General features: G+C 71.5%; 21 protein-coding genes. 14 read left to right on the top strand and 7 right to left on the bottom strand.

What is annotated here, in order from left to right:
* Nucleotides 1-234: 234 nt before the first annotated feature.
* The 10 genes from BS80_RS32010 to BS80_RS31965 all read left to right on the top strand — a co-directional run bounded on the left by BS80_RS32010 (nucleotide 235) and on the right by BS80_RS31965 (nucleotide 10,514).
* Nucleotides 235-1,974, top strand: coding sequence for an ABC transporter substrate-binding protein (locus BS80_RS32010; protein ID WP_035804753.1), 1,740 nt, complete (start codon nucleotides 235-237; stop codon nucleotides 1,972-1,974).
* Between the two features lie 16 nt (nucleotides 1,975-1,990).
* On the top strand, nucleotides 1,991-2,998 hold the full coding sequence (locus tag BS80_RS44205) for an ABC transporter permease (protein ID WP_035804752.1): 1,008 nt from the start codon (nucleotides 1,991-1,993) through the stop codon (nucleotides 2,996-2,998).
* The gene (locus tag BS80_RS32000) at nucleotides 2,995-3,984 is read left to right on the top strand and encodes an ABC transporter permease (RefSeq protein ID WP_035804750.1); all 990 of its coding nucleotides are present in this window, start codon (nucleotides 2,995-2,997) and stop codon (nucleotides 3,982-3,984) included. The genes BS80_RS44205 and BS80_RS32000 overlap by 4 nt, the downstream gene beginning before the upstream one ends.
* Nucleotides 3,981-4,967 carry an ABC transporter ATP-binding protein gene (locus BS80_RS31995; protein WP_035804749.1) on the top strand — a complete coding sequence of 329 codons (987 nt, stop codon included), beginning with the start codon at nucleotides 3,981-3,983 and terminating at the stop codon, nucleotides 4,965-4,967. Before BS80_RS32000 ends, BS80_RS31995 begins: the two co-directional genes overlap by 4 nt.
* Nucleotides 4,964-5,962 carry an ABC transporter ATP-binding protein gene (locus BS80_RS31990; RefSeq protein ID WP_035804748.1) on the top strand — a complete coding sequence of 333 codons (999 nt, stop codon included), beginning with the start codon at nucleotides 4,964-4,966 and terminating at the stop codon, nucleotides 5,960-5,962. The genes BS80_RS31995 and BS80_RS31990 overlap by 4 nt, the downstream gene beginning before the upstream one ends.
* Nucleotides 5,963-6,072: 110 nt before the next feature.
* The gene (locus tag BS80_RS31985; RefSeq protein WP_051967483.1) at nucleotides 6,073-7,851 is read left to right on the top strand and encodes a glycoside hydrolase family 36 protein; all 1,779 of its coding nucleotides are present in this window, start codon (nucleotides 6,073-6,075) and stop codon (nucleotides 7,849-7,851) included.
* 10 nt (nucleotides 7,852-7,861) lie between these two features.
* The gene (locus tag BS80_RS31980; protein ID WP_035804746.1) at nucleotides 7,862-8,053 is read left to right on the top strand and encodes a DUF6011 domain-containing protein; all 192 of its coding nucleotides are present in this window, start codon (nucleotides 7,862-7,864) and stop codon (nucleotides 8,051-8,053) included.
* A 90-nt stretch (nucleotides 8,054-8,143) separates the two neighbouring features.
* Nucleotides 8,144-8,566 (top strand): GntR family transcriptional regulator, encoded by a 423-nt coding sequence (locus tag BS80_RS31975; protein WP_035804745.1) that lies wholly within the window; start codon nucleotides 8,144-8,146, stop codon nucleotides 8,564-8,566.
* Entirely contained in the window at nucleotides 8,563-9,492 is a 930-nt protein-coding gene (locus tag BS80_RS31970; RefSeq protein ID WP_035804744.1) for an ABC transporter ATP-binding protein, read from the top strand. The genes BS80_RS31975 and BS80_RS31970 overlap by 4 nt, the downstream gene beginning before the upstream one ends.
* Nucleotides 9,489-10,514: an ABC transporter permease subunit gene (locus tag BS80_RS31965; protein ID WP_051967482.1), complete on the top strand. Its 1,026-nt coding sequence runs from the start codon at nucleotides 9,489-9,491 to the stop codon at nucleotides 10,512-10,514. Before BS80_RS31970 ends, BS80_RS31965 begins: the two co-directional genes overlap by 4 nt.
* Before the next feature lie 74 nt (nucleotides 10,515-10,588).
* Here BS80_RS31965 and BS80_RS31960 read toward each other — a convergent pair whose 3' ends face one another.
* A complete protein-coding gene (locus tag BS80_RS31960) occupies nucleotides 10,589-12,664 on the bottom strand; it encodes a S9 family peptidase (RefSeq protein WP_035804742.1) in 2,076 nt (691 codons plus the stop codon).
* A 106-nt stretch (nucleotides 12,665-12,770) separates the two neighbouring features.
* On the opposite strand from BS80_RS31960, the gene BS80_RS31955 reads away from it, so the two are divergent.
* Nucleotides 12,771-13,862 (top strand): aminotransferase class V-fold PLP-dependent enzyme, encoded by a 1,092-nt coding sequence (locus BS80_RS31955; protein ID WP_232246732.1) that lies wholly within the window; start codon nucleotides 12,771-12,773, stop codon nucleotides 13,860-13,862.
* Between the two features lie 19 nt (nucleotides 13,863-13,881).
* Here BS80_RS31955 and BS80_RS31950 read toward each other — a convergent pair whose 3' ends face one another.
* Nucleotides 13,882-14,256 (bottom strand): hypothetical protein, encoded by a 375-nt coding sequence (locus BS80_RS31950; RefSeq protein WP_035804738.1) that lies wholly within the window; start codon nucleotides 14,254-14,256, stop codon nucleotides 13,882-13,884.
* A gap of 351 nt (nucleotides 14,257-14,607) precedes the next feature.
* On the opposite strand from BS80_RS31950, the gene BS80_RS31945 reads away from it, so the two are divergent.
* A complete protein-coding gene (locus BS80_RS31945; RefSeq protein ID WP_035804737.1) occupies nucleotides 14,608-17,445 on the top strand; it encodes a DEAD/DEAH box helicase in 2,838 nt (945 codons plus the stop codon).
* A 60-nt stretch (nucleotides 17,446-17,505) separates the two neighbouring features.
* Here BS80_RS31945 and BS80_RS31940 read toward each other — a convergent pair whose 3' ends face one another.
* A complete protein-coding gene (locus tag BS80_RS31940; RefSeq protein WP_035804736.1) occupies nucleotides 17,506-18,537 on the bottom strand; it encodes a sphingomyelin phosphodiesterase in 1,032 nt (343 codons plus the stop codon).
* Nucleotides 18,538-18,704: 167 nt separating this feature from the next.
* Entirely contained in the window at nucleotides 18,705-19,844 is a 1,140-nt protein-coding gene (locus BS80_RS31935; RefSeq protein ID WP_051967480.1) for a hypothetical protein, read from the bottom strand.
* A gap of 82 nt (nucleotides 19,845-19,926) precedes the next feature.
* Here BS80_RS31935 and BS80_RS31930 point away from each other — a divergent pair, with 82 nt between their 5' ends.
* Nucleotides 19,927-21,267 carry a radical SAM protein gene (locus tag BS80_RS31930; protein ID WP_035804734.1) on the top strand — a complete coding sequence of 447 codons (1,341 nt, stop codon included), beginning with the start codon at nucleotides 19,927-19,929 and terminating at the stop codon, nucleotides 21,265-21,267.
* Nucleotides 21,264-22,280 (top strand): aminotransferase class I/II-fold pyridoxal phosphate-dependent enzyme, encoded by a 1,017-nt coding sequence (locus tag BS80_RS31925; protein ID WP_035804733.1) that lies wholly within the window; start codon nucleotides 21,264-21,266, stop codon nucleotides 22,278-22,280. Before BS80_RS31930 ends, BS80_RS31925 begins: the two co-directional genes overlap by 4 nt.
* A 115-nt stretch (nucleotides 22,281-22,395) precedes the next feature.
* Here BS80_RS31925 and BS80_RS31920 read toward each other — a convergent pair whose 3' ends face one another.
* From BS80_RS31920 to BS80_RS31910, 3 genes are all read right to left on the bottom strand, one after another.
* Nucleotides 22,396-23,346, bottom strand: a complete 951-nt coding sequence (locus BS80_RS31920; RefSeq protein ID WP_332262211.1) for a hypothetical protein — start codon at nucleotides 23,344-23,346, stop codon at nucleotides 22,396-22,398.
* 232 nt (nucleotides 23,347-23,578) lie between these two features.
* Complete coding sequence (locus tag BS80_RS31915; RefSeq protein ID WP_332262210.1) at nucleotides 23,579-24,106, bottom strand: GNAT family N-acetyltransferase; 528 nt, start codon at nucleotides 24,104-24,106, stop codon at nucleotides 23,579-23,581.
* On the bottom strand, nucleotides 24,103-24,318 hold the full coding sequence (locus BS80_RS31910) for a hypothetical protein (protein ID WP_035804732.1): 216 nt from the start codon (nucleotides 24,316-24,318) through the stop codon (nucleotides 24,103-24,105). The genes BS80_RS31915 and BS80_RS31910 overlap by 4 nt, the downstream gene beginning before the upstream one ends.
* Between the last annotated feature and the right edge of the window lie 383 nt (nucleotides 24,319-24,701).

Raw genomic sequence — 24,701 nt, 5'->3', positions numbered from 1 at the left:
GATCTGCGTCAATACGCGTGCGGTGCGAGGGGTTTGAGGGTCGATTAGGACACAGCTGGATAACGTGACGCTCGATCCCTTGTCAGTGCAATTTCACATTACTATGTTACGTGCCACACCTCCGGAGTGCCAGACCCTGGCAGCCCCCGGCCGGTGGCCTCGGATCAGCCCCGGGGCGGGCCGCACGCCCCGCAGTACGGGCCCCAAGTCCGTCCCCCCATAGCGGAGTTGCACATGACCAGGCGTACCTGCGCCGCCCTCGCGGCGGCGATCGCAGCGACACTGACCCTCACTCTCGGGGCGTGTTCCAGTACCGGCAGCGGGAGCGACCCCGCCGACAACGGCAAGGGCATCACCACCGAGGGGGACGGCGTCGTCGGTGGTACGCCGGTCAAGGGCGGCACCCTCAACATCCTCTCCAACCAGGACTTCTCCCAGCTCGACCCGACCCGCAACTGGGTCGAGCCGGAGATGGACTTCGGCATCCGGACCCTCTACCGCACGCTGACCACCTTCAAGGCGGCTCCCGGCGCCGCGGGGCTTCAGATCGTCCCGGACCTGGCCACCGACCTCGGTGAGCCGAGTGACAACGACAAGACCTGGACCTTCCACCTCAAGGACGGCCTCAAGTACGAGGACGGCTCCCCGATCGTCGCCGACGACATCAAGTACAACGTCGAGCGCTCGTTCTCCCCCGACCTGCCCGGCGGGCCGGACTACGCCAAGCAGTACCTGAACGCCCCGGCCGGCTATGCCGGTCCGCTCAAGGGCCAGCGGCTGGGCCCGCAGGCCATCGAGGTGCCGGACGCCAAGACCATCATCTTCCACCTCAAGCGCTCGGTGGCGGAGTTCGGCTTCACGGTCACGCTGCCGACCTTCTCGCCGGTCCCGATCGGCAAGGAGACCGGCGCCAACTACAGCAACCACCCGTTCTCCTCGGGTCCGTACAAGATCCAGTCGTATGACCGGGGCAAGAGCCTGGTGCTGGTCCGCAACACCTTCTGGGACGCGAGCACCGACCCGGTCCGCAAGGCGTACCCGGACAAGATCGTGGTGAACCAGTCGCTCGGCAGCGCGGGCATCGCCGACCGCCTGATCGCCGATCAGGGCGACGACCAGAGCGCCATCTCCTATGTCGACCTCACGCCGCCCCGGGTGCCCGACGTGATCACCAACGCGGCCGTCAAGTCCCGCCTGGTCAGCGAGAACTCCGGCTGCACCACGATGCTCGACATGAACACCTCGAAGCCGCCCTTCGACAACGCCAAGCTCCGCCTGGCGATGCAGTACGCGGTGGACAAGGAGGCCTTCCAGTCCGCGGTGGGTGGTCCGGCGCTGGCCGACATCGCCACCACCTACCTGCCGCCGGCGCTGACCGCTGGTACCGCGGTCGACCACTTCAAGATCCCGGCCGCCGGTGACCAGGCCAAGGCCAAGCAGCTGCTCGCCGACGCCGGTTACGCGGGCGGCTTCTCCACCGACATCACCGTCTCGACCGGCGCCAAGCAGCAGGCCGAGGCGATCCAGGCCTCGCTGAAGAACGTCGGCATCAACGTCACCATCAACGCGGTGGACGCCAGCACCGTCAACTCGGTGATCGGCGACAAGAGCAAGCAGACCGGTCTGGCCATCGCCGGCTGGTGCCCCGACTACCCGTCGGCCGCCACCTTCCTGCCGATGATCTTCGACGGCCGCACCGTCACCGACACCGGCAACCAGGGTGACGTCACCCGGTTCAACGACCCGGCGGTCAACACCGAGTTGGACCGGATCGCGGGCCTGAGCGACCTCAAGGCCGCCAACGACGCCTACCTCGCGCTGGACGGCACGATCATGGACGACTCGCCCGCGGTCCCGCTCACCTGGCAGAAGAAGCCGCTGCTGGTCGGCTCCAACATCGCCGGAGCGTTCGCCAGCCCGGTCTGGTCCGGCCAGCTCGACTTCGCCGCCATCGGCCTCAAGTCCGCCAAGTAGTAGGGGAGTTGCGAGAATGACCGCCCCGCTCTCCACCGGCTTGTCCGGGGGAGCGGGTGCGGCGGCCGGCGACCCCGGCGCAGCCGCTCCCGCACCCGATCCCGCCCTCGATCCGCAGGCCCAACAGACGGCCTCCCCCTGGCGGTTGGCCTGGGAACGGCTGCGCCGCCGGCGCGCCGCCCTGGTCGGTGCCGGCATCATCGCCTTCTTTGTGCTCGCCGCGGTGTTCGCCCCCGTGCTCACCGCGATCAGCGGCACCGGCCCGGACGCCACGGACAAGCGGGCCATCGACCCCTACCTGGGCGGCCTGCCGCGAGGCAGCGCGGGCGGGATGAGCCCGCAGCACTGGCTGGGCGTCGAGCCGATGCTCGGCCGCGACATCTTCGCCCGGCTGCTCTACGGCGCCCGGATCAGCCTGACGGTGGCCTTCAGCGCGGCGGTGATGATCACCGTGATCGGCGTGCTGCTGGGCATCACGTCCGGCTACTTCGGCGGCCGGATCGACACCGTGATCAGCCGCTTCATGGACGTCATGATGTCCTTCCCTAGCCTGATCTTCATGATGGCGCTGCTCTCGGTGGTCCAGAACGTCAACCGGGTGCTGCTGCTGATCGTGGTGATGAGCCTGTTCACCTGGCCCTACATCGCCCGGGTGATCCGCGGTCAGACGATGTCGCTCAAGCACCGCGAGTACGTGGAGGCGGCCCGCGCCAGCGGCACCACCAGCGCGCGGATCCTGTTCAGCGAGATCCTGCCCAACCTCACCGGCACGATCATCGTCTACCTCACCCTGGCGATCCCCGGCCTGATCGGTGCCGAGGCGGGCCTGACCTACCTGGGCGTCGGCGTGCGCCCGCCCACCCCGTCCTGGGGCCAGATGATCGCCGACTCCTCGCTCTACTACAAGGTCGACCCGATGTTCTTCGTGCTGCCCTGCTCCTGCCTCTTCCTGATGGTGCTGGCCTTCACCCTGCTCGGCGACGCTCTGCGCGACGCGCTGGACCCGAAGGGCAGCCGCGGATGACCGGTTTCCTGATCCGCCGCCTGTTCGGCATCGCGGTCACCCTGCTGGTGGTCTGCGCGGTCACCTTCTGCATCTTCTACCTGTTGCCCAACGACCCGGCCGTGCAGTTCTGCGGCAAGGACTGCCCGCCCGACCGGGTGGCCGAGGTGCGTCAGCAGATGGGCCTGAACGCCCCGCTGATCGTGCAGTTCGGACGCTATGTGCTGGCGATCTTCGCGGGCCGCACGATGGGCAGCGGCAGCTACGCCGTGCAGTGCCACTTCCCGTGCTTCGGCTACTCCTTCCAGAGCGGGCGCCCGGTCTGGGACCTGATGATGGACCGGCTGCCCACCAGCGCCTCTCTGGCGATCGGTGCGGCGGTGATCTGGCTGCTGCTCGGCCTGGCCGCCGGGGTGCTCTCGGCCCTGCGCAAGAACACCTGGATCGACCGCACCGTGATGGTCGCCACCATCGGCGTGGCCGCGCTGCCGGTGTACTTCACCGCGATGATCCTGCTCTACGTGGTGGTCGTGGTGCTCGGCCTGATGCCCTATCCGCGCTATGTCGCCTTCACCGACGACCCGTTCGGCTGGGTGCAGAACCTGCTGCTGCCGTGGACCACCCTGGCGCTCACCTTCGCGGCGATCTACGCCCGGATGACGCGCAGTTCGGTGATCGAGACGCTGGCCGAGCCGTATGTGCGCACCGCCCGGGCCAAGGGCCTGCGCGAGCGCCGGGTGGTGGGCCGGCACGGGCTGCGCCCGGCGCTGACACCGATCGCCACCATGCTCGGGATGGACCTGGGCGGCCTGCTCGCCGGAGCGCTGATCACCGAGTCGCTGTTCGGCCTGCCGGGCGTCGGCAAGCTCTTCGCCGACTCGCTGGCCAAGTCCGACCAGCCGGTGGTGATGGGCATCACCCTGCTCGCCTCCTTCTTCATCATCACGTCCAACCTGGTCGTGGACCTCGTCTACGCCTGGATCGACCCGAGAGCGAGGGTGTCGTGACGCTGCTCGAAGTCAACGATCTCGCCGTGGAGTTCACCACCGCCGAGGGCATCGTGCAGGCCGTCAAGGGCATCGACTTCGCGGTCGCACGCGGCCAGACGCTGGGCATCGTCGGCGAGTCCGGCTCCGGTAAGTCCGTCACCTCGCTGGCCGTGATGGGTCTGCACCGGGGTGCGAAGGTGACCGGATCGGTCCGCTTCGAGGGCACCGAGCTGATCGGCGCCCCGGACGAGACGGTGCGCCGACTGCGCGGCCGGCGGATGGCGATGGTGTTCCAGGACGCGCTCACCGCGCTGCACCCGTATTTCACCATCGGCGACCAGATCGCCGAGGCGCACCGCGAGCACCACGGCAGCAGCCGCAAGGAGTCCTGGGCGCGCGCCGTCGAGGTGCTCGGCGACGTCGGGATCCCCGAACCCGCCCGCCGGGCGGGGGAGTACCCGCACCAGTTCTCCGGCGGCATGCGGCAACGGGCGATGATCGCGCTGGCGCTCTCCTGCGAGCCGGACCTGATCATCGCCGATGAGCCGACCACCGCGCTGGACGTCACCGTCCAGGCGCAGGTGCTCGACCTGCTGATGCGGCTGAAGGACGAGCGGGGCCTGGGCATCATCGTGATCACCCACGACCTGGGCGTGATCGCCCGGGTCGCCGACGAGGTGCTGGTGATGTACGGCGGCGCGGCCGTCGAACAGGCAGGCGCGGAACGGCTGTTCACCGCGCCGCGGCACCCCTACACCCGCGGCCTGCTGGAGTCGCTGCCCCGGCTGGACGCGGCCGACGGCGAGCCGCTGCACGCCATCCCCGGCAACCCGCCCTCGCTGCTGGCCCCGCCGGCCGGCTGCGTCTTCCACCCCCGCTGTCCGGTGTACGCGGCGGCCGACACCGGGCAGCGGGAACTCTGCACCGCGGCCCGCCCGCCGTTGCGGCTGCTGGCCGACGGCCACCGCAACGCCTGCGTCCGCTCGGAGGAAACGACATGACGACACGTCAGGACACGATCACCGACGGGCCGTTGCTCGAAGTTCGGGACCTCGGGATGACCTTCCCGGTGCCGCGCGGCGGGCTGCGCCGCGCGGCCGGGATCAAGGCGGTGGACGGGGTCTCCTTCGGGGTCTCGCCGGGCGAGACGCTCGGACTGGTCGGCGAGTCGGGCTGCGGCAAGTCCACCACCGGGCGGATGCTGGTGCGTCTGCTGGACCCCACGGCGGGCCGGGTGGACTTCCAGGGCGAGGACATCACCCGGATCAGCCAGCGGGCGCTGCGTCCGCTGCGCAGCCGGATGCAGATCATCTTCCAGGACCCGTTCGCCTCCCTGAACCCCCGCCAGACCGTCCAGCAGATCATCTCGGCGCCGCTGCGCGCCCAGGGGACCGCCGCCGCCGTCATCCGGCGTGAGGTCCGTGACCTGGTCGGTCTGGTCGGGCTCGCCCCGGAGCACCTGGAGCGCTACCCGCACCAGTTCTCGGGCGGCCAGGCCCAGCGCATCGGCATCGCCCGGGCGCTGGCCACCCGGCCGGCGCTGGTGGTGGCCGACGAGCCGGTCTCCGCCCTGGACGTCTCCATCCAGGCGCAGATCGTCGGCCTGATGGAGCGCCTGCAGCGCGAGCTGGGTGTCGCGTATGTCTTCATCGCCCACGACCTGGCCGTGGTGAAGCACATCAGCCACCGGGTCGCCGTGATGTACCTCGGCCGGATCGTCGAGATCGGCGACAAGGAGGAGGTGTACGACCGGCCGGCGCACCCCTACACGAAGGCGCTCCTGTCGGCCGTGCCGCTGCCCGACCCGGCGGCGGAGCGGGTCAGGGAGCGGATCGTCCTGCTCGGCGACCCGCCGAGCCCGGCGAACCCGCCCGCCGGCTGCACCTTCCACCCCAGGTGCCCCAAGGCCCAGGACATCTGCGGCAGCGAAACGCCGCTGCTGCGGATCTCCGGCGCGGGGCAACGGCAGGTCGCCTGCCACTTCCCGGAGAACTGACCACCCGTCGGATCACCGACCCACAAACACCCGGCCGGGCGCAGCGGGGACTCCATACGGAGGGGCCGCGCCCGGCCGGGCACCATCGTTTTCTTCGGAAAGGCCTCACGATGTCCCCTCTGAGCTGGGACGGCTGCGCTCCGGCCACCGGCCGTACCGAGACCGTCCGCGAGATCGACACGAACGTCCCCGGGCTCGCGCTGCGGGTGACCGCGATCGGCGCGGCCGCCCTGGTGGCGGCGGTCTCCGGCGCCGACCGGATCCTGCTGGTCGAGGCCGGCGCCGAACGGCCCGACGACGCGGGCCCGGTGCGGATCCGGGTGGAGTGGCGGCTGCCCTGCACCGGCGCCACCGCACTGTGGACCCCGGCCACCGGCACCCGCTGGCTTCCGCCGTCCTGGAACACCCCGCGCACCGCCTCGCTGCCCAGCGGCGCCCCGGTCGGCAGCCTGATCGCCACCGGGGACGCGGCCCTGTGCACCTTCGCGGTCGGTGAGACGGTGCTGCCGGTCACCATCGGCGAGGGCGCGGTGGAGGAGAGCGGGGAGTTCGTCTGGTGGGTCGAGCACGAGCTCACCCCGGGGGGTGAACCCCTGCGGCTGCGCCTTGATCTGACGCAGCGTCACTTTGCCGAGACGCTGGCCGACGCGGCCGCCTGGTGGGCCGCCCTGGTGGCGCCGGTGGCGGTGCCCGACGCGGCGTTCCTGCCGGTCTTCTGCACCTGGTACGCGCTGCACCTGGACATGACCGCGGCCGACGTCGAGCGGCTGGCCGCGCTGGCGGCGCCGCTGGGCTTCGCCGCGCTGATCGTCGACGACGGCTGGCAGACCGACGAGGTCTCCCGCTCCTACGCCACCGCCGGTGACTGGCAGCCCGCTCCCGGCGGGTTCCCGGACTTCGGCGCGCACGTCAAGCGCGTCCAGTCGCTGGGCCTGGCCTACTTGTTGTGGCACTCGCTGCCGTTCGCGGGGGACCGCAGCGAGGCAGCCGAGCGGCTCGCCGGGCACACCCTGGCGCACCTGCCCGAGCTGGAGACCTCGGTGCTCGACCCGGGCAGCGCGCCGGTGCGCGCGCACCTGGTCGAGCGGCTGGCCGCGGCCGTCGAGGCGTACGGGGTGGACGGCCTCAAGATCGACTTCATCGACACCTTCGCGCGGTACGCCCGGGACCAGTCGGCGGTGGCCGTCGGCGTCCACCGCCTGCTCGCCGAGCTGGACGCCCGGTTGCGTGCGGACCGCCCCGACCTGCTGGTGGAGCACCGGCAGGGCTACGTCGGCCCGGGGCTGTGGCCGTACGCGACGATGGTGCGTGCCACCGACTGCCCGCACAACGCGGTGGAGAACCGGGTGCGCTGCACGGACCTGCGGCTCACCGCCGGTCCGCTGGCCGTGCACGCCGACCCGCTGACCTGGCATCCGCAGGAGAGCCCGGAGCAGATCGCGGTACTGCTGCAGTCGGTGCTCTTCGCCACCCCGCAGGTCTCCGTCGACCTCGCCCGGCAGAGTCCCGAGCAACTCGCGGCCCTGCGCTTCTGGCTCTCGGTCGGCCGCGAGCACATCGACCTGCTGCAGCGCGGCGGATTCCGCCCGCACCGCCCCGAGCTCGGCTACCCGCTGCTGGAGGCGCGCCGCGGCGCCGGGCTGGCCTTCGGCCGCTACGCGCCCGTCACGATCCCGGTCACCGGGGAGTGGGAGCTGCTGCTGGTGGCCAACGCCGACCCCGACCCGCTGGTCCGGCTGCGCTTCGGGCAGGAGCCAGGCCGGCTGCTGATCTCGGTCCAGGACTGCACCGGCGCGATGCTGATGGTCACCGGCAGCGCCGGCGACGAGACCGAACTCGCCCTCGACGTCCCGCAGGGGGGTCTGCTCACGGTGCGCCGCACCCGGTAACGTACCGACGATGACGCCCGAACAGCCCGCCCTGCTGCCGCCCGGCCCCGCCACGCTCGCCGCCGTGGTGCGCTGCCGGCGGTGCGGGCGGGTTCTTCGCGATCCGGAGGCCCGGATGCTGCGGCTGGGCAAGGAGTGCCGGGGTCCCGAGCACGCGGTGCGGGTGGTGGCCGGCGAGCAGGACCCGCTGCCGGGGATCTGAGGACCGCCGCACGGCTGTGACCGGGAGGAATTGACCTGGCTGCCGACATGCGCGAGAGTTTCACTACTACACTAGTGAAAGGGTGCGGACATGATCGAGTACCGCATCGACCGGCGCAGTGGCGTCGCCACCTATCTGCAGATCGTCCACCAGACGAAGCAGGCGCTGCGGCTGGGCCTGCTGCAGCCGGGGGACAAGCTGCCGACCGCCCGGGAGGTGGTCGAGGCGACCGCCATCAACCCCAACACCGTGCTCAAGGCGTACCGCGAACTCGATCGGGAGGGCCTGGTCGAACCGCGGCCGGGCCTGGGGACCTTCGTCCGGCGCTCGCTGGCGCGCGCCGAGGCGGGAGCGGACGGGCCGCTGCGCGCGGAGCTGGTCGCCTGGGTGGACCGGGCACGGCTCGCGGGGTTGGAGCACGAGGACGTCGCCGCGCTGGTGGCGTCCGTTCTGGAACAGAGGTTCGTCACCGGCGTCGCCGCGACGAAGCGTGAGACCGAGGGGAAGTCATGAACGATCCGACGGGTGGCGCAACCGCCCTGGAGGCCTTGGGTCTTGGCAAGCGCTACCGGCGCGGGTGGGCCCTGCGCGACTGCAGCTTCCGCATCCCGGCGGGTGCGGTCTGCGGGATGGTCGGCCCCAACGGCGCGGGCAAGAGCACCCTGCTCGCCCTGGCCGCCGACCTGTTGAAGCCCACCGAGGGCGCCATCACGGTGTTCGGCCGTCCGCTGGACGCCCCCGGGCAGCGCGCCCGGGTCGCCTTCGTCGCGCAGGACAAGCCGCTCTACCCGCGGTTCACCGTCGCCGAGACGTTGCGCCTGGGCCGCGAGCTGAACCCCGGCTGGAACCAGAGCGCCGCACAGCGGGTCGTCGACCAGGGCGACCTGCCGGCGGACGCCCGGATCGGCACCCTCTCCGGCGGCCAGCGCACCCGGGTCGCGCTGGCGCTGGCCCTGGGCAAGCGGCCCGGCCTGCTGATCCTGGACGAGCCGATGTCCGACATGGACCCGCTGGCCCGCCACCAGCTGATGGGCACCCTGATGTCCGAGGCCGCGGCCAACGGCACCACGCTGCTGATGTCCTCGCACATCCTGGCGGAGCTGGACGGGACCATCGACCACCTGCTGCTGGTGGACTCCGGCCGGATCCGGCTGGCCGGCGAGGTGGACGAGATCCTGGCGGCCCACCGGCTGGTGGTGGGGGCCGACCCGGGGGACGGAGGGCCCGGCCCGACGGTCGGGCACACGGTCGTCGAGTCCCGCCGGACCGGTCGTCAACTGACCGTGCTGTTGCGCCCCGAGGGCATGATCGACAGCGGCTGGGAGGTCACCGAGCCCACGCTGGAGGAACTGCTGCTCGGCTACCTCCGTTCGCCGCAGGCCCCCACGCTCTTCACCGACAGCGCCCGCGCCGGACACGACGCGGCGGTGGCGGCATGAGCGTCGACACCCTGATCGAGCAGGTGACGACCACGAACAGCACGTCGCTGCGCGGTGAGCGGCTGCACGGGCTGGCCTGGGTGGCCTGGCGGCAGAACCGTGCGCTGGTCTGGGTCCTGCTGGCGGCCGTGGCGGCGGTGGGCTGCTTCCTCTGGTTCGAGCACAGCGCGGTCGTCGAGGCCACCGCCCGGGTCCGCCAAGCCGGTTGCGGCCAGGGCCAGGGCACCGCGACCGACACCGGCGAGAGCTGCTGGCCGCTGCTGGAGGGTGTGTCCGCGCGCGCGAGTGACTTCACCGACAGGCTGCAACCCCTGCTCGCGGCCGTCCCGCTGCTGATTGGCATGTTCGTCGGAGTGCCGCTGTTCAGCCAGGAGTTCGAGCGCGGCACCCATCGCCTGCTGTGGTCCCAGTCGGTGTCCCGCACCCGCTGGCTGGCGGTGCGCCTCGGCACGGCGGCGGCGTTGGTGCTGCTGGCCACCGCGGCCCTGGCCGGGCTGGCCAGTTGGTTCTGGCACACCGACGTGCACACCGAACTCGGCGCCTTCGACCCGCCGTTCCAGGGCCTGACCTACGTCGTGCTGGGCGTCGTGCCGGTTGCCACGGCGCTGTTCGGGCTGACCGTCGGGGTCCTGGTGGGGTTGCTGATGCGGCGGACGCTGCCCGCGATCGGCGTCACGGCGGTGCTGCTGCCGGTGCTGGAGCTCGGGATGTTCCTACTGCGCCCGTCCCTGTATCCGCAGGTCTACGGGGTGCAGCAGATCAGCCCGAACTTCGACGGGTTCATGCAGCCGACCGACGCCTGGCTGGTCTCCCACGGCATGATCCTGGCCGACGGCAGCAAGGTCGCCAACGACGGCTCGTGCATCAACCAGCCGGGCTGCCGGCAGGTGAGCGAGGTGTACGGCTACTACCACCCGGTCTCGCACTTCTGGCCGATCCAGCTCATCGAGAGCGGCGTTCTGCTCGCCCTCGCCGCGGCGATCGTCGCCTTCGTGTTCCACCGGGTGCGCCGGGTCGCCTGAGCGGGTCGCTTTCGCCCGGTCGTCCGAGCCGACCGGGGGCCGCCGCGCAGGGCGGCTGCCCCCGGCCTCCGGGATCAGCCCAGTGCCCCTTGCAGGAAGGCGAGTTCGGCCGTCACGATGCGCTCGTGGGCGCCGCCCGCGGTCAGGTGGCTGACCCCGGGCAGCGGCAGCACACTGTGCGGGCGGCCCGCCTCGTGCAGGGCCTGCGAGAGCAGCAGGGTGTGCGAGGGGTGCACGTTGTCGTCCGCCAGGCCGTGGATCAGCAGCAGCGGGCGGCTGAGCCCCGGCGCGTCGGGGAGCAGGCAGTCGGCCAGGTACCCGTCGGGGTTGTCCTGGGGCAGGCCGAGGTAGCGCTCGGTGTAGGCGGTGTCGTAGTGCCGGAAGTCGGTGGGCGGCGCGCCCGCCGAGGCGGCGTGGAAGACGTCCGGGCGGCGCAGCACGGCCAGCGCCGCGAGGTAGCCGCCGTAGGACCAGCCGCGCACCGCGACCCGGGTCAGGTCCAGGTCGCGGTGGCGCTCGGCCAGCGCGTGCAGGGCCGCGACCTGGTCGTCCAGGGCGACCTGGGAGAACCGGCGGAAGATCGCCTTGGCGAAGGCGGGGGAGACGAACGGGGTGCCGCGGTTGTCGGTGGTCACCACCGCGAAGCCCTGGTCGGCCCACCACTGGCGCAGCTGCCAGCGCCGGGGATCGGCGGCGATCGCCTGGCTGCCGGGGCCGCCGTAGACGTCCAGCAGGACCGGCAGCCGCTGTCCGGCCAGGTGCCCGCGCGGGTACACCACGGCGGTGGGCAGGGCGAGTTCGGTGACCCGGGCGAGTTGCGGGAGTACCTGGTAGGGCAGCGGCTCGGCGAGGTCGGGCAGCGTGAACTCGCTCTCCTCGCGCAGGATCCGGCGCCGGACGCCGTCCGCGGTGGCGGAGCTCAGCAGCAGGGTGTCGGCGGCGGCCAGCGCGCTGTGCACGCCGGGGCCCTCGGTGAGCCGGCGCAGCGCGCCGTCCGCCGGGTCCAGCAGGAAGACGTGCTGGTCGGCGGGGTCGCCGTCGCCGGCCTCGATCAGCAGTCCGCCGCGCAGCCGGCCGACCACCCGGCGCACCTGGAGGCGCTCGTCGGTCAGGATCCGGCCGTCCAGGGCGATCGCCCGGGCCCGGCCGTCGGTGGTGTCGGCGGACGTCAGCAGGCCGCCGTCGTCCAGCCGGGCCGGTGTGCCCGGCAGGTCGTCGACCCAGAACTCGTCGGTGGTCCGGGAGAGTTCGACAGTCTTGCCGGTGGCCGGGTCGGCGCTGAGCAGCAGCACGGTCTGCTGCAGGCGGTCGGCGACGGTGAGCAGGATCTCGCCGTCGTCCTCCCAGCCGGCGGCGCAGACGTACGGGTAGCGCTCGGCGTCCCACTCCAGCGCGGTGCGCCGGCCGTCCAGGGCCAGCACCCACAGCTGGACGTCGGCGTTGGGGCCGCCGGCCTGCGGGTAGGCGAAGACGTCGGCGGGCAGCTCGGGCCGGGTCGGGTCGGCGAAGTGGCGCAGCGGGAGGTCGGCCTCGTCGACCCGGGCGGCCAGCACGGCGGAGCCGTCCGGCGACCACCAGTGGCCGCGGTGGCGGCCGAGCTCCTCGGCGGCGGCGAACTCGGCCACGCCCCACAGGGCGCCGTCCAGCGGGCTGAGCGGGCCGTCCAGTCCGGTGACGTGCAGCACGCCGTCGGCGACGTACGCCGTCCTGCTGCCGTCCGTGCTCGGGCGCGGGTCGAACACCGGTCCGGCCGAGGGGAGTTCGACGCAGCTGCCGGCTCCGGTGTCGGCCCGGAAGAGCCGGCCGTCCAGCGCGAAGACGGCGATGGCGCAGTCGGGGGTGGCGGCGAACGAGCCGATGCCAGGCGCCCACAGCCGCACCCGCTCACGCAGCCGGCGCTCCAGCGCGGGCAGGTCCGCCAACTGCCCCGTGCGGCCCGGCAGGAGTACGGTGGGGTCGGCTGCCAGCGTCTCCTGACGAGTCGTCAGATCGAGCAGCCAGAGCCGCTCGACGGGGTCCTGTGGGCCGGTGGAGCGCAGGAAGAGCAGGCGCTCGCCGTCGGCGGCGAGGGTGAACGCGCGCGGTGCGCCGTAGCTGAAGCGGCCGGTGCGGGCGCTGAGGGCGAGGAAGGGATCGGAGAGTTCGGTCACGAGTCCGATGGTACTATGCAGTGTGAAATGTCACACGTCATCGGATGAGACTCTTCCGCCCGAGCCGATCGCCGGAGCCGCCGAGCTGTTCGCGCTGGATCCGGCCGTGGCGCACCTCAACCACGGCTCCTACGGCGCGGTGCCCCTGGCGGTGCAGCGCGCCCAGGAACAGCTGCGGATCGAGCAGGAGCGCGACCCGGACGCCTTCCTGCTCGAAGCGCCGGGCCGGATCGCCGAGGTCCGGCGCGTGATCGCGGCGGCGCTCGGTGCCGACCCCGACGGGCTCGCGCTGCTGACCAACGTCACCGAGGCGGTGGCCGTGGCGCTGGACAGCATCCCGTTCGCGGCCGGTGACGAGATCCTGGTGACCGACCACGGCTACGGCGTGGTGACCAGGGCGGCCGAGCGCCGGGCGGCCGAGTGCGGGGCCACCGTGCGCACGCTGGCCCTGCCGCTGGACGACGAGGAGGACGCCGTCGTCGCCGCCGTGCTCGCGGCGCTGCGCCCGCGCACCAGGCTCGCGATCCTGGACCGGATCACCTCGCCGACCGCCCGCGCGGTCGCCATCGGACCGCTGGTCCGCGCGCTGGCCGAGCGCGGGGTGCTCACCATGGTGGACGCCGCGCACGCCCCCGGAATGCTGCCCGTGGAGCAGGAGATCGGCGGGGCCGACTTCTGGTTCGGCAACCTGCACAAGTGGGCCTTCGCGCCGCGCCCCACCGCCGTCCTCGCCGTGCGTCCCGAGTGGCGCGAGCGGATCCGGCCGCTGACCTACTCCTGGGAGCACGAGCAGGGCTACCCGGCCCGCGTCGAGTGGCGGGGGACCGCCGACTACACCGGGTGGCTGGCGGCCCCGGCCGGGCTGGCCCTGCTGGAGGAGCTGGGCGTCGAGCGGGTGCGCGGGCACAACGACCGGCTGGCCGGCTACGGGCAACGGGTGCTGGTGGAGCTGGCGGGCCTGTCCGCGCTGCCCGCCACGCCGGGCGTCTCGATGCGGGCGGTGCGGCTGCCGGCCGGGGTGGCGCAGGACGAGCCGGCGGCGAAGGCGCTGATGGCGGCCGTCCGCGACGGGATCGGCGCCCGGGTCGCGGTGCGGCCGTGGGCCGGCGGCGGAGTCCTGCGGATCAGCGCGCAGGTGTACAACCGGCCCGAGGAGTACCGGCTGCTGGCGGCCGGTCTGGCCCGCCTGCTCGGCTGAGCGGCACCGGGCCGGGGGGTCAGACCTCGATGCCGTTCTCGATGCTCCGCAGCTTGTGCCGGGCCATCGCCAGATTGGCCCGGCCGCGGTTCAGCGCCAGGTAGAGGAAGAGGCCGCGCCCGGTCGACGTGGTCAGCGGCCGGATCAGGTGGTACTGGTTGGAGAGCGTGATCAGGATGTCCTCGATCTCGTTGTCGTGCAGATTGAGCATCTCCATGGTCCGCATCTTGGCCCGGACCACGTCCGTGTTGCCGGCTGCCGCGACGTTGAGGTCGAGCTCCGCGCTGTCCCCCAGTGATCCCAGCGCCATCCCGCTGCTGTAGTCGACCAGGGCGACGCCCATCGCGCCCTCGATCGACATGGCCTCCTTGAGCGCGGTCTCCAGATTCGGCATGCTGCTTCCCCTCGTCGTTCGGTGCGGTCGTCGGTGTGGTCGTCGGTGTGGTCGTCCGTGTGCCCGCTGGGTAACGACTGTAGGGAGCGCGCCAACGTCAGGTTGACGTTTGATCACAGGCGACGGAAGCAGGCCGATTGGTGATCGTCAGAGACCGAATGCGACCGGAGGCGGTCCCGAAAACGGTGCGATCAATGTCAGTCCTGCCGGGTAACCTCAGGCTGAGATGCTGGATCACCACACCAACCACACCAGCTGCGTCCCACTCCCGGCCCGTGCCGTGGAGCCGGACCCGCAGCCGCAGGCGTCACCGTCTGCGACCCACCACCACGGGAAGAAGAGGTGACGCCGATGAGCAGCGCCCTGCCTGACGACGACGCGATGAGCCCCGCCGAGGCCTACGCGGCCTCCCGCCTGCGTGCCAAGCAGCAGGCCACCGCCCTCTACGGCTTCCAGGAGCTGTACGACTTCCCGCTCGACCCGTTCCAGCTGGAGGCCTGCGAGGCGCTGGAGGCCGGCTCGGGCGTGCTGGTCGCCGCTCCGACCGGCTCCGGCAAGACCATCGTCGGCGAGTTCGCCGTCCACCTGGCCCTGGCGTCCGGCCGCAAGTGCTTCTACACCACCCCGATCAAGGCGCTCTCCAACCAGAAGTACGCCGACCTGGTCAAGCGCTACGGCGCCGCCAAGGTCGGCCTGCTCACCGGGGACAACACGGTCAACGGCGACGCCCCGATCGTGATCATGACCACCGAGGTCCTGCGCAACATGCTCTACGCGGGCTCGCAGACCCTGAACGGTCTCGGCTACGTGGTCATGGACGAGGTGCACTACCTCGCCGACCGGTTCCGCGGCGCGGTCTGGGAGGAGGTGATCATCCACCTGCCCGAGTCGGTCACCCTCGTCTCGCTCTCCGCGACCGTCTCCAACGCCGAGGAGTTCGGCGACTGGCTGGACACCGTCCGCGGCGGCACCAAGGTGATCGTCTCCGAGCACCGCCCGGTGCCGCTCTGGCAGCACGTGATGGCCGGCAACCGGATGTACGACCTGTTCTCCAACCCGGACACCGACGGCCGCCCCAGGAGCGGCCCGCGCAGCCCCGCCAAGTCCGTCAACCCGGAGCTGGTCCGGCTCGCCCGCTCCGAGATCGACCGCAACCCGCGCCAACAGCGCGGCCGCGGCCGCTCGATGCCCACCGGCCGCCCCGGCCGGGTCTGGACGCCCAGCCGGGTGGACGTGATCGAGCGCCTGGAGGCCGAGGGCCTGCTGCCCGCGATCACCTTCATCTTCAGCCGGGCCGGCTGCGAGGCCGCCGTGCAGCAGTGCCTGCACTCGGGCCTGCGGCTGAACACCGACGCCGAGCGGGCCCAGGTCCGCGCGCTGGTCGAGGAGCGCTGCGCCGCGATCCCCGACGAGGACCTGCACGTCCTGGGCTACTTCGAGTGGCTGGACGCGCTGGAACGCGGCGTGGCCGCCCACCACGCGGGCATGCTGCCGCGGTTCAAGGAGGTCGTCGAGGAGCTCTTCCTGCACGGCCTGGTCAAGGCCGTCTTCGCCACCGAGACCCTGGCGCTGGGCATCAACATGCCGGCCCGCTCGGTCGTGATGGAGAAGCTGGTCAAGTGGAACGGCGAGATGCACGCCGACATCACGCCCGGCGAGTACACCCAGCTCACCGGCCGGGCCGGGCGCCGGGGCATCGACATCGAGGGCCACGCGGTGGTGCTCTGGCAGCGCGGCCTGGACCCGGAGGCGCTGGCGGGGCTGGCCGGCACCCGGACGTACCCGCTGAAGTCCTCCTTCAAGCCGTCCTACAACATGGCCGTCAACCTGGTCTCCCAGTTCGGCCGGCACCGCTCGCGCGAGCTGCTGGAGACCTCGTTCGCCCAGTTCCAGGCGGACCGTTCGGTGGTCGGCATCTCCAAGCAGGTGCAGCGCAACGAGGAGGGCCTTGAGGGCTACCGCGAGGCGATGACCTGCCACCTCGGAGACTTCGACGCGTACATGAACCTGCGCCGCACGCTGAAGGACCGGGAGAACGAGCTCTCCCGCGAGGGCAGCGGCCAGCGCCGCGCCGCCGCGATCGACTCCATCGAGGCGCTCAAGCCGGGCGACATCATCCATGTGCCGACCGGCAAGTTCGCCGGCCTCGCGCTGGTGCTCGACCCCGGCCTGCCGCCGGTCAGCCGCTCGCCGCGCACCCAGCGCCACCCCGACTACCAGGACGGGCCGCGCCCGGTGGTGCTCACCGCCGAGCGGCAGGTCAAGCGCCTGGCGATGATCGACTTCCCGCACCCGGTGGCCGCCGTGGACCGGATGAAGATCCCCAAGTCGTTCAACCCGCGCAGCCCGCAGTCGCGTCGCGACCTGGCCTCCGCCCTGCGCACCAAGGCCGGGCACGTGGAGCCGGAGCACTTCCGCCGGGGCCGCGCGGCCGCCGCCGACGACCCGGAGATCACCCGGCTGCGCGCCGAGCTGCGCGCGCACCCCTGCCACGGCTGCAACGAGCGCGAGGACCACGCCCGTTGGTCCGAGCGCTACCACCGCCTGCACCGGGACACCGACCTGCTGGAACGCCGGATGCGCTCGCGCACCCACACCATCGCCCGCACCTTCGACCGGGTCTGCGGCCTGCTCACCGACCTCGGCTACCTGCGCGGCGACGAGGTCACCCCCGACGGCAGGCGGCTGGGCCGGCTCTACGGCGAGCTCGACCTGCTGGCCTCGGAGTGCATCCGCGAGGGGGTCTGGAAGGACCTCGCCGCCGCCGAACTCGCCGCCTGCGCCTCGGCGCTGGTCTACGAGTCCCGTCAGGCGGACGACGCGTCCACCCCGCGGGTGCCGGAGGGCAACGCCAAGGAGGCGCTGGGCCGGATGGTCCGGATCTGGGGCCACCTGGACGCCCTGGAGGAGCAGCACCGGATCTCCACCGCCGAGGGCGTCGGCCAGCGCGAGCCCGACCTGGGCTTCGCCTGGGCCGCCTACCGCTGGGCGCTGGGCCACAACCTGGACCAGGTGCTGCGCGACGCCGACATGCCGGCCGGAGACTTCGTCCGCTGGACCAAGCAGCTGATCGACGTGCTCGGCCAGATCCAGGACGCGGCGGGCGAGGACGCGCAGCTGCGCACGACCGCGCGCAAGGCGGTGGACGGGCTGCGGCGCGGCATCATCGCGTACTCGTCGGTGAGCTGACCACAACAGGGCGGGCCGGGTACGCGCGGCTGCGCGTACCCGGCCCGCCCTGGCTGTCTGTCAGCCCAGCTGGAAGGTGGCCTCGACCGGGTAGTGGTCGCTCGGCGCGTTGGTGTCCATCTGCCCCTGCGTCCAACCCGCCTGCGGGTCGAAGTCGGTGGCGACCGTCGGCAGCGCCTGCGGCGTCGGGCGGCCCGGCGCGTTCAGGTAGCCGAGGTAGTCCAGGCTGTCCTGGTAGTCGTCCGGGAAGCTCTCCACGCCCGACATGAACTGGCACCAGGTGGCGACCGTGCAGTCCATCGTGGTCAGCGTCTGGCCCGGGTTGGTCGCCGGGGTGCCGAGCACGCCGCCGACCGCGTTCTGCGCGTTGGCGAAGTCGCCGCGGCTCTGGCCGTGGAAGTACTCCACGTTGAGGTCGCCGCCGAAGAGCACCGGAGCGGTGGAGCCCACAATGCCGTTCACCCAGCTCTGCACCTCGCCGAGCTGGCCGAGCCGGGTGGCCTGGGTGGTGTCGGTGGAGGTGCCCTGCTGGTCGGCCTGCAGGTGGGTGCCGGCCACCCAGGTCTTCACGCCGCCCTTGTTGACCTGGGCCAGCACGGCGCCCTTGTTGGCGTTGTAGTCCCAGGTGCCCGAGGTGGAGTTGCTGTAGATATGGGCGTACTGGGCGGTGATCGGGTACTTGGAGAGGATCATCGTCCCCCCGTTGATCACGAACGGGGAGTTGGAGCAGTTGCCGCTGATCCCGGTCCAGCCGCCACCCGAACAGGTCTGGCCGATCACCGGCGTGCGGTACGGGTAGAGGTCGGCGAGCTTGCTGTTGATGTCGTTGGTCGAGCTGTGGTTGAACAGCTCGTCCAGGATCACCACGTCCGCGTTGTGCTGACGCACGATCGACTCGATCACCGGGGTCCGGCTGGAGGCCCGCTCGTTCTCCATCGAGTCGACGATCGACGTCCCGAGGTCGACGTTCCAGGCGAACACCGACAGGGTCGAACCACTGGGCGCGGCAACCGCGGCCTGCGGTGCGCCGCTGAGCAGGGCGGCCGCGACGGCGACGGTGGACAGGGCGGCGGCGGTACGGCGCAAGGACATGGAGAGGGCTCCTGAGGGTGGGTCAGCTGGGTCAGCTGCGTGCATGACAGCGGAACCGTAGCTACTCATGGGTACGTTTGGAAGAACTTCGACCCATGACTCCATGGCAGAAAGATGTCTGCACAACCTTGGCCGCACCCGACCTACTTGCGGGCCTGTTTCCGGGCCTACTTACCGACCCGCTTCCCGATCTGCTTCCCGATCTGCTTCCCTGCCGGTTGACGCGTGCCCGCGCCGGTGGCCGCGAGGGCGCGGGCGAGGTCGAAGGCGGCCACCGGGTCCTTGTCCGCGTTCCACGGGTAGGCGCCGCACCACGGTCCGATCAGCCGGAACTGCTCCAGGGCCGCGTCGTGCAGGCCGGCCCTGCCGAGGTAGTGGGCCGCCAAGTGCCGCAGGTAGGGCAGGTGTTCGTCGGACTCGGGAACCAGGGCGAGCGACTCGACGACCAGGCCGAGCCGTTCCTTGGCCCGCCCCGAGGACGGCAGCGCCGCGGCGCCGTGGCGCTTCTCCAACTCGTGGAGGGCGTGCAGGTACATCCCGGCGAGCGGGCTTCCGGCGGGGGCCGTGCGGGCGGCCCGCTCGGCGAAGTCGACCATCTGCTTGTCGCTGCCGGACCACTTGGCGCACCAGTACTGCAGGGTCTGCCAATGGCCGTCGTAGTGGTGCGGGGCACGCTCGACGAGTCCGTCCCACAGCGGCCGGAACTGCTCGTGGCCGTACTGGAGCGCGCGGGCCGTGGTGACCATGACCACCCACGGGCCGGGGTCACGCGGATCGAGCAGCGCGGCGCGCTTGGCGGCTTCCATCGAGGCGGGCAGCAGCTCCAGGAACCTGGCCATCCGCTCCGGCGGCACCTGCTTCGCGTAGCCGTTGCCCCGGATCTCCCAGGCCTGGTGGACCAGCAGCCGGGCGTGGAGCGTGGCCGCGGTGCAGTCGTCCGGCTCCGCGTTGCGCCAGTCCGTCAGCCAGCCGTCGCCACTGCTCGCGACCTGGAGCAGGAACTCCGTACGCGCCCAGCGCTCGTCCCACCCCTGCGCGGCCTCGACATGCGCGGCCGCACTGCGCCAGTCGCCCGCCCAGGCCGCGTGGGCTATCGCATGCAGCTCCTTGTGATGGTGTGCCGGCAGCGGCGGCCCCGCACGGTCGGGATCGAGCTGCGCGCGGGGGACGAGCCCGTGGGCGAGCGGATCGAAGCCCTTGGGCATCTTCGGCCGGGCCGCTTTGGCCTGGCCGGACCGGCTGGCGCGGAAGGCTCTGATCATGGCGCTGACGAACGCGACGACCGCGAACGCGAGGAAGGTGGTCACAGGGGAGATCATCCCCGCTGACCGCGCGCCGGTGCAAAGAATGACCGGGCCGGTCAGAGGCCCGTTCCTGCATGATGACGGAATGAACTCGGGCGACCAGCGTTTCCACGTCATTGTGCTGTCGAACTTCGCGAAGGGATTCGACAAGTACGCGTTCGCTTACGGTAAGGCGGGAATTCCGGAGAGTACCTATCCCGACCGGTTCCACCTGCTGACCCGCGCGGAGCTGGCCATCGGGATCGGGAAGGCGCGACGCCTGCTGGACCGTCTGGCCATCGCGGGCGACCGGCTGCTGGTGCTGGAAACCACGGTGGACCCGGACAGGCTGGTGCCCAACGTGTCGACCGGCCTCGGCATGGAACTGCACGAGGCTCGCATCCGGCTGTCAGCCGTTCACGAACTCGATCACGCAGGTGATGAGTTCACGCTGCGCCCGACGACCGTCGAGGACGCGATGGCGGCCTCCCTCCACCTGCACGGATCGGCGCAGCGCCGCTACGCCGACATGCGACCGCGCTCGGTGTCGATCCTGCCGGTCGCCTCCGCCTGCCAGGCCCGGTGTTCGTTCTGCTTCTCGGCGGCTTCGATCTCCAGCGACCAGGCGCCGGCCCGGGTCCCGTGGGACGCGGTCGCCCACTGGCTGGAGCAGGCCCGCGCGGCCGGCGCCGAGCGTGCGGTGATCACCGGCGGCGGGGAGCCCACGCTCATACCGTTCGACCAGCAGCTGCGGTTGGTATCCGCCTGCTCGACGGCCTTCCCGAAGGTCGTCCTGATCACCAACGCGCACACCCTGGCGAAGGGGCAGCACGCCGACCGGGCCGGCCGACTGGCGGCCCTGAGCGCCGCAGGCCTGAGCGTGCTGGCCGTCTCCCGGCACCATCAGGACGACGACGCCAGCGAGCGGCTGATGATGCTGCGCACGCCGGTGAGTTCGGTGATCGACACCTGGCGCGTGGAGCGTGACCGCTGGCCGGGGCTGCGGATGAGACTGATCTGCGTGCTCCAGCACGGTGGTGTGGCCGACGCGGCCGGCGTCGCCGACTACCTTTCGTGGGCCGCGGCTCTCGGTGTCGAGGAGGTCTGCTTCAAGGAGCTCTATGTCTCCACCAGCACCGAGTCGCTCTACTTCGACCGCACCGCCAACGTGTGGAGCCGACAGCACCAGGTTTCGCTGTCCGTCGTCACCCGGTTCGCCGCACAGCACGGCTTCGAACTGGCAAGCCGCCTGCCCTGGGGCGCGCCGGTCTACCACGGCGACTGGGACGGCCGGCCGATGCGGATCGCCGCCTACACCGAGCCCAGCCTGCTCTGGGAACGCACCAGCGGGATCGCCCGCAGCTGGAATGTCCTGGCCGACGGACGCTGCTACGCCTCCCTGGAGGACCGGGCCAGCGAGATCCTGCCCGAGGGTGTGGCGGCATGAGGTTCGACGAGTTCCAGGAGTTCCGGCAGCGGCAACTCGGTGCTTCGCCGTCGCTGTTGGACGCCGCCGAGACCAACGTGTACCGCGCGCTTGCCGCGCTCCGACCGCAACCGCCCGCCGAGCTGAGCACGGTGCACCGGTGCGATCTCGCCCGCGCCTGGCTGCGACGGTTCGAGTTGCCGCAGGAGTGGTCCGGCCGGGCGATGGTCTGCCGAGGGGTCCGGCACGGGCTCGGCGTGGTGTTCAACCGGCTGCGCGCCGTCCAAGCGCGGTTGTGGCTGCCCGGCGACGTCTACCCGGTCTACTTCGAGCTGGCCCGCGCCGCGGGCCTGACACCCACGTCCTACCCGACACTGCCCGCACCGGTCCTCCCGACGTCGCCGGCGGACGACCGCCCCGAATACCTGCTCCTCGCCAACCCCAGCAAGCCGCTCGGCCGGTACCTGTCCGATGCCGAGTGCGCCGCGGTGATGGCGTGGTTGCGCGAATCACCGCACCGCCGCCTGCTGATCGACAGCGTCTACGACCTGGGGACCCCGTTCGCCGCCGGCACCCGGCGGTTGCTGGACACCGGTCGTGCGGTCCTGCTGCATTCGGTCACCAAGGGATGGCTGTGGCCCCGCACGTTCGGCGTGGTCCTACTGGGACCGGCCCAACCCGAACTGGCCACAGCCTTCCGCGCCGACCCACCGACACCGGCCCAACTGAACCTCGCCGCCCGCCTGCTGACCGAGCACACCGACGTGCCCCGGCAGGTCGTCGCCGAACTGGCCGCCCGGGCCCAGCGGTTGTTCGAACGACTGCCGGCCGAGGTGCTGGGGGCGATTCCCCTGGCGAGCCGGACCTGTCCCGGCAACTACTTCTTCCCGGTCGATATCCCGGCGCAGACGCTCCAGCACGAGTACGGCGTACTCGCCATCCCGGTCGGCGTGTTCGGCGAGAGCAACTGGTCCGGCTCCATCCTGACCAGCCTTGCTGAGGCTTTCGCCCCGACGCCGGTGGTGGCGCGCTGAACCCACGGAACCACCTGGCCGTGGAGGACGATGCGGACGCCATCAGCTGGATTGCCCGGCCACGACTACGCCTTGGATGCCCTGGTGGCCGCGACCGCGCTCGCGTCTCCTGCGGTCAGTATCCCTGGTCGTAGAGCGCCCGCAGCCACGGTTCCCGGACGGCGGGCATCCGCGCGAGCGTGTACCGGAACGCTTCCCGGGACGGCTGGAACGGGTACCACGGATGTGGAGGAAGCGGATCGTCCCGCTCCACGCCTGCCGGGAGCCCACCGACCACCGGCAGGCGGGTCCGGTGCGGCGGATAGGCGAGCTCGGCCCAGAGTGCGGCATCCATGGGTACCGGCACTGCTTCACCACACGGCTGCCACACCTGTCCGGTCTGCGGATGGACCGGCACCAGCACCAGGTCGGCGGCCGGCTCACCGAACCCCGGCCCCGCCAGGTCCAGCCGCTTCGCGCCATCCCCGGCGGGCAGCAGTGCGCCGAGCGCCCGACCGAGAAGCTCGGCAACCGGCCCGGAAACCACCTCGATGGGCGCGCCCCCGGAGGCCGCCACCAGGTGGGCGAGAACCACGCCCGCCGGGATGTCCCGATACTCGCTCAACCGGTGCCACAGCGCGCCGGTGGCCAGCAGTTCCGCCCAGTCCATGACTGGCCGCTCCGGCGGGCCGGACAACCGCACCACCGCCTGCGGAACGAGCCGGACGACCTGCCAGCACCCGCAGTCGTCCATCCTCGTTCCGACCGGCAGATCGCAGCCCAGGCAGGCGAGGTTCGGCCCGTCCCTCCCGTCGATCCCCATGCAGTAGCCCCCGGCTCGATCGAGGATCAGCCTGGTGCCGCGCATGTCGCCGGGCGCGAGGAGGACGGTGCCTGACGGCCCGTTGGACAGAGCGCCGAACGGCGCAAAACGCCCGTGCTCTGCGGCCTCGTGCGTCCCGACCTCGTCCCACTGCCGCCACGGCGGCCCGTACGGTGCGGGGTCGACGGCGTAGGACCCGGCCTCCAACAGCGGCGGATGCAGCTTCTCCCAGTGGGTGTCGGCCAGGTGGATCGGCAACGCCACCTCCGACACCGCCGCCGTCAGGACCGCACCGCAGCCTGCACACCCGAACACCGCCAAGCTGTCCCCTCCCGTCATTAAAGCCCCTGCATCCCACCAATCGATGGACCTTGGAGCAAGGGGTTTTCAATCAGCGCTGAAGGCTCCACCAGGCGGTAGTCGTCGCATATGAAAACGAGGGCAGCTTTCCCGAGTTCGAGAGGGTACTGGTCTCGGCCCGCCGATTCGGACACTGTCAGCGTGGGCGCACCATGGCGGTGAGCCGGGGTGATTCGGGTGTGGGCAGCTGGCTGTTGAAGGCATGGTAGCCCCAGGTCTCGTACAGGGCCTGGACCCTGCCGTCCCCGGCGAGCGGGTTGACCATGAGGGCGACGCGGTCTTCGGTGCGCTGGGCGAGGAGTTCGTCGTGAATACGGCGGGCGGTCCCGGTTCCGCGCCAGGGAGTGCGGACGCCGATCTCCTTGATAGCCAGCACGGGGGTATCGGTGAAGCCCTCGGGCAGCGGTTCGGCCATGCGCTTCCAGTACCGGTCGTCGGCGTCGACGGTGTTGCCGTAGGCGTAACCGATCGGGACGTCGCCGTCGTGGCCGAGGATGAGTTCGAAGCCGGGTTCGGTGGCGTGCCGGTCGAGGCGTTCGGCGAATGTCTGGACACGGTAGTTGACCAGATGAAGCAGCGGCGCCCGAACGTCGGCGTAGACGTCCAGCAGGTCCTGCCGGGCCTGCGTGGTGAGGTCGGTGTGGTGGCGGAGCTCGATTGTCACGCGGTGGTCCTCCTGCTGTTGCGTGTGTACCCGGCCCAGGTACGGGCCAGGATGCTGCCATCGGCCAGATCGCCCAGCTTGGTGCCGAAGGCGTTCAGCATGCCGGTGACGCGGGGGTGGGCGGAGACCTCCGCCGGGACCGACATGGCGGCGGCGACGGCGGGTTCGAGGTCGCCCTGGCCGACCCGCTCGGGGATCCGGACGCCGTTCATCTCGGCCAGGCCGCCAGCCCTGCCAAGGCTCTGACCACCACTCCCAACTACCAGAACGGCCGACGTATCGGACTGCACGTCGACAACTGGGACCGCTTGGACTACGAGTCCAAGCACACCGGCCGACGGCGTCTGTGCTTCAACCTCGGCCCCGGCACCCGCTACCTCCTGCTCGCCGACCTCGACATCCGCACCATCTGCCGCACCCTCTACGCCGACCCCGCCTGCCGCTGCCCCCCACACCGACGACCTGCGGGCCTACGTCGTCAGTCGGCAGCCGCTACGGGTGTTTCGCATCCGGCTGGCTCCGGGGGAGGGTTGCATCGCCCCCACTGAGCTGCTGCCCCACGATGGCTCGACCGAGGATCAACCCGAGCCGTCCA

This window comes from Kitasatospora mediocidica KCTC 9733 (assembly GCF_000744225.1).
GTDB lineage: Bacteria > Actinomycetota > Actinomycetes > Streptomycetales > Streptomycetaceae > Kitasatospora > Kitasatospora mediocidica.
The sequence above is the reverse complement of the archived record's forward strand: the minus strand, read 5'-3'. Positions and strand labels throughout refer to the sequence as shown.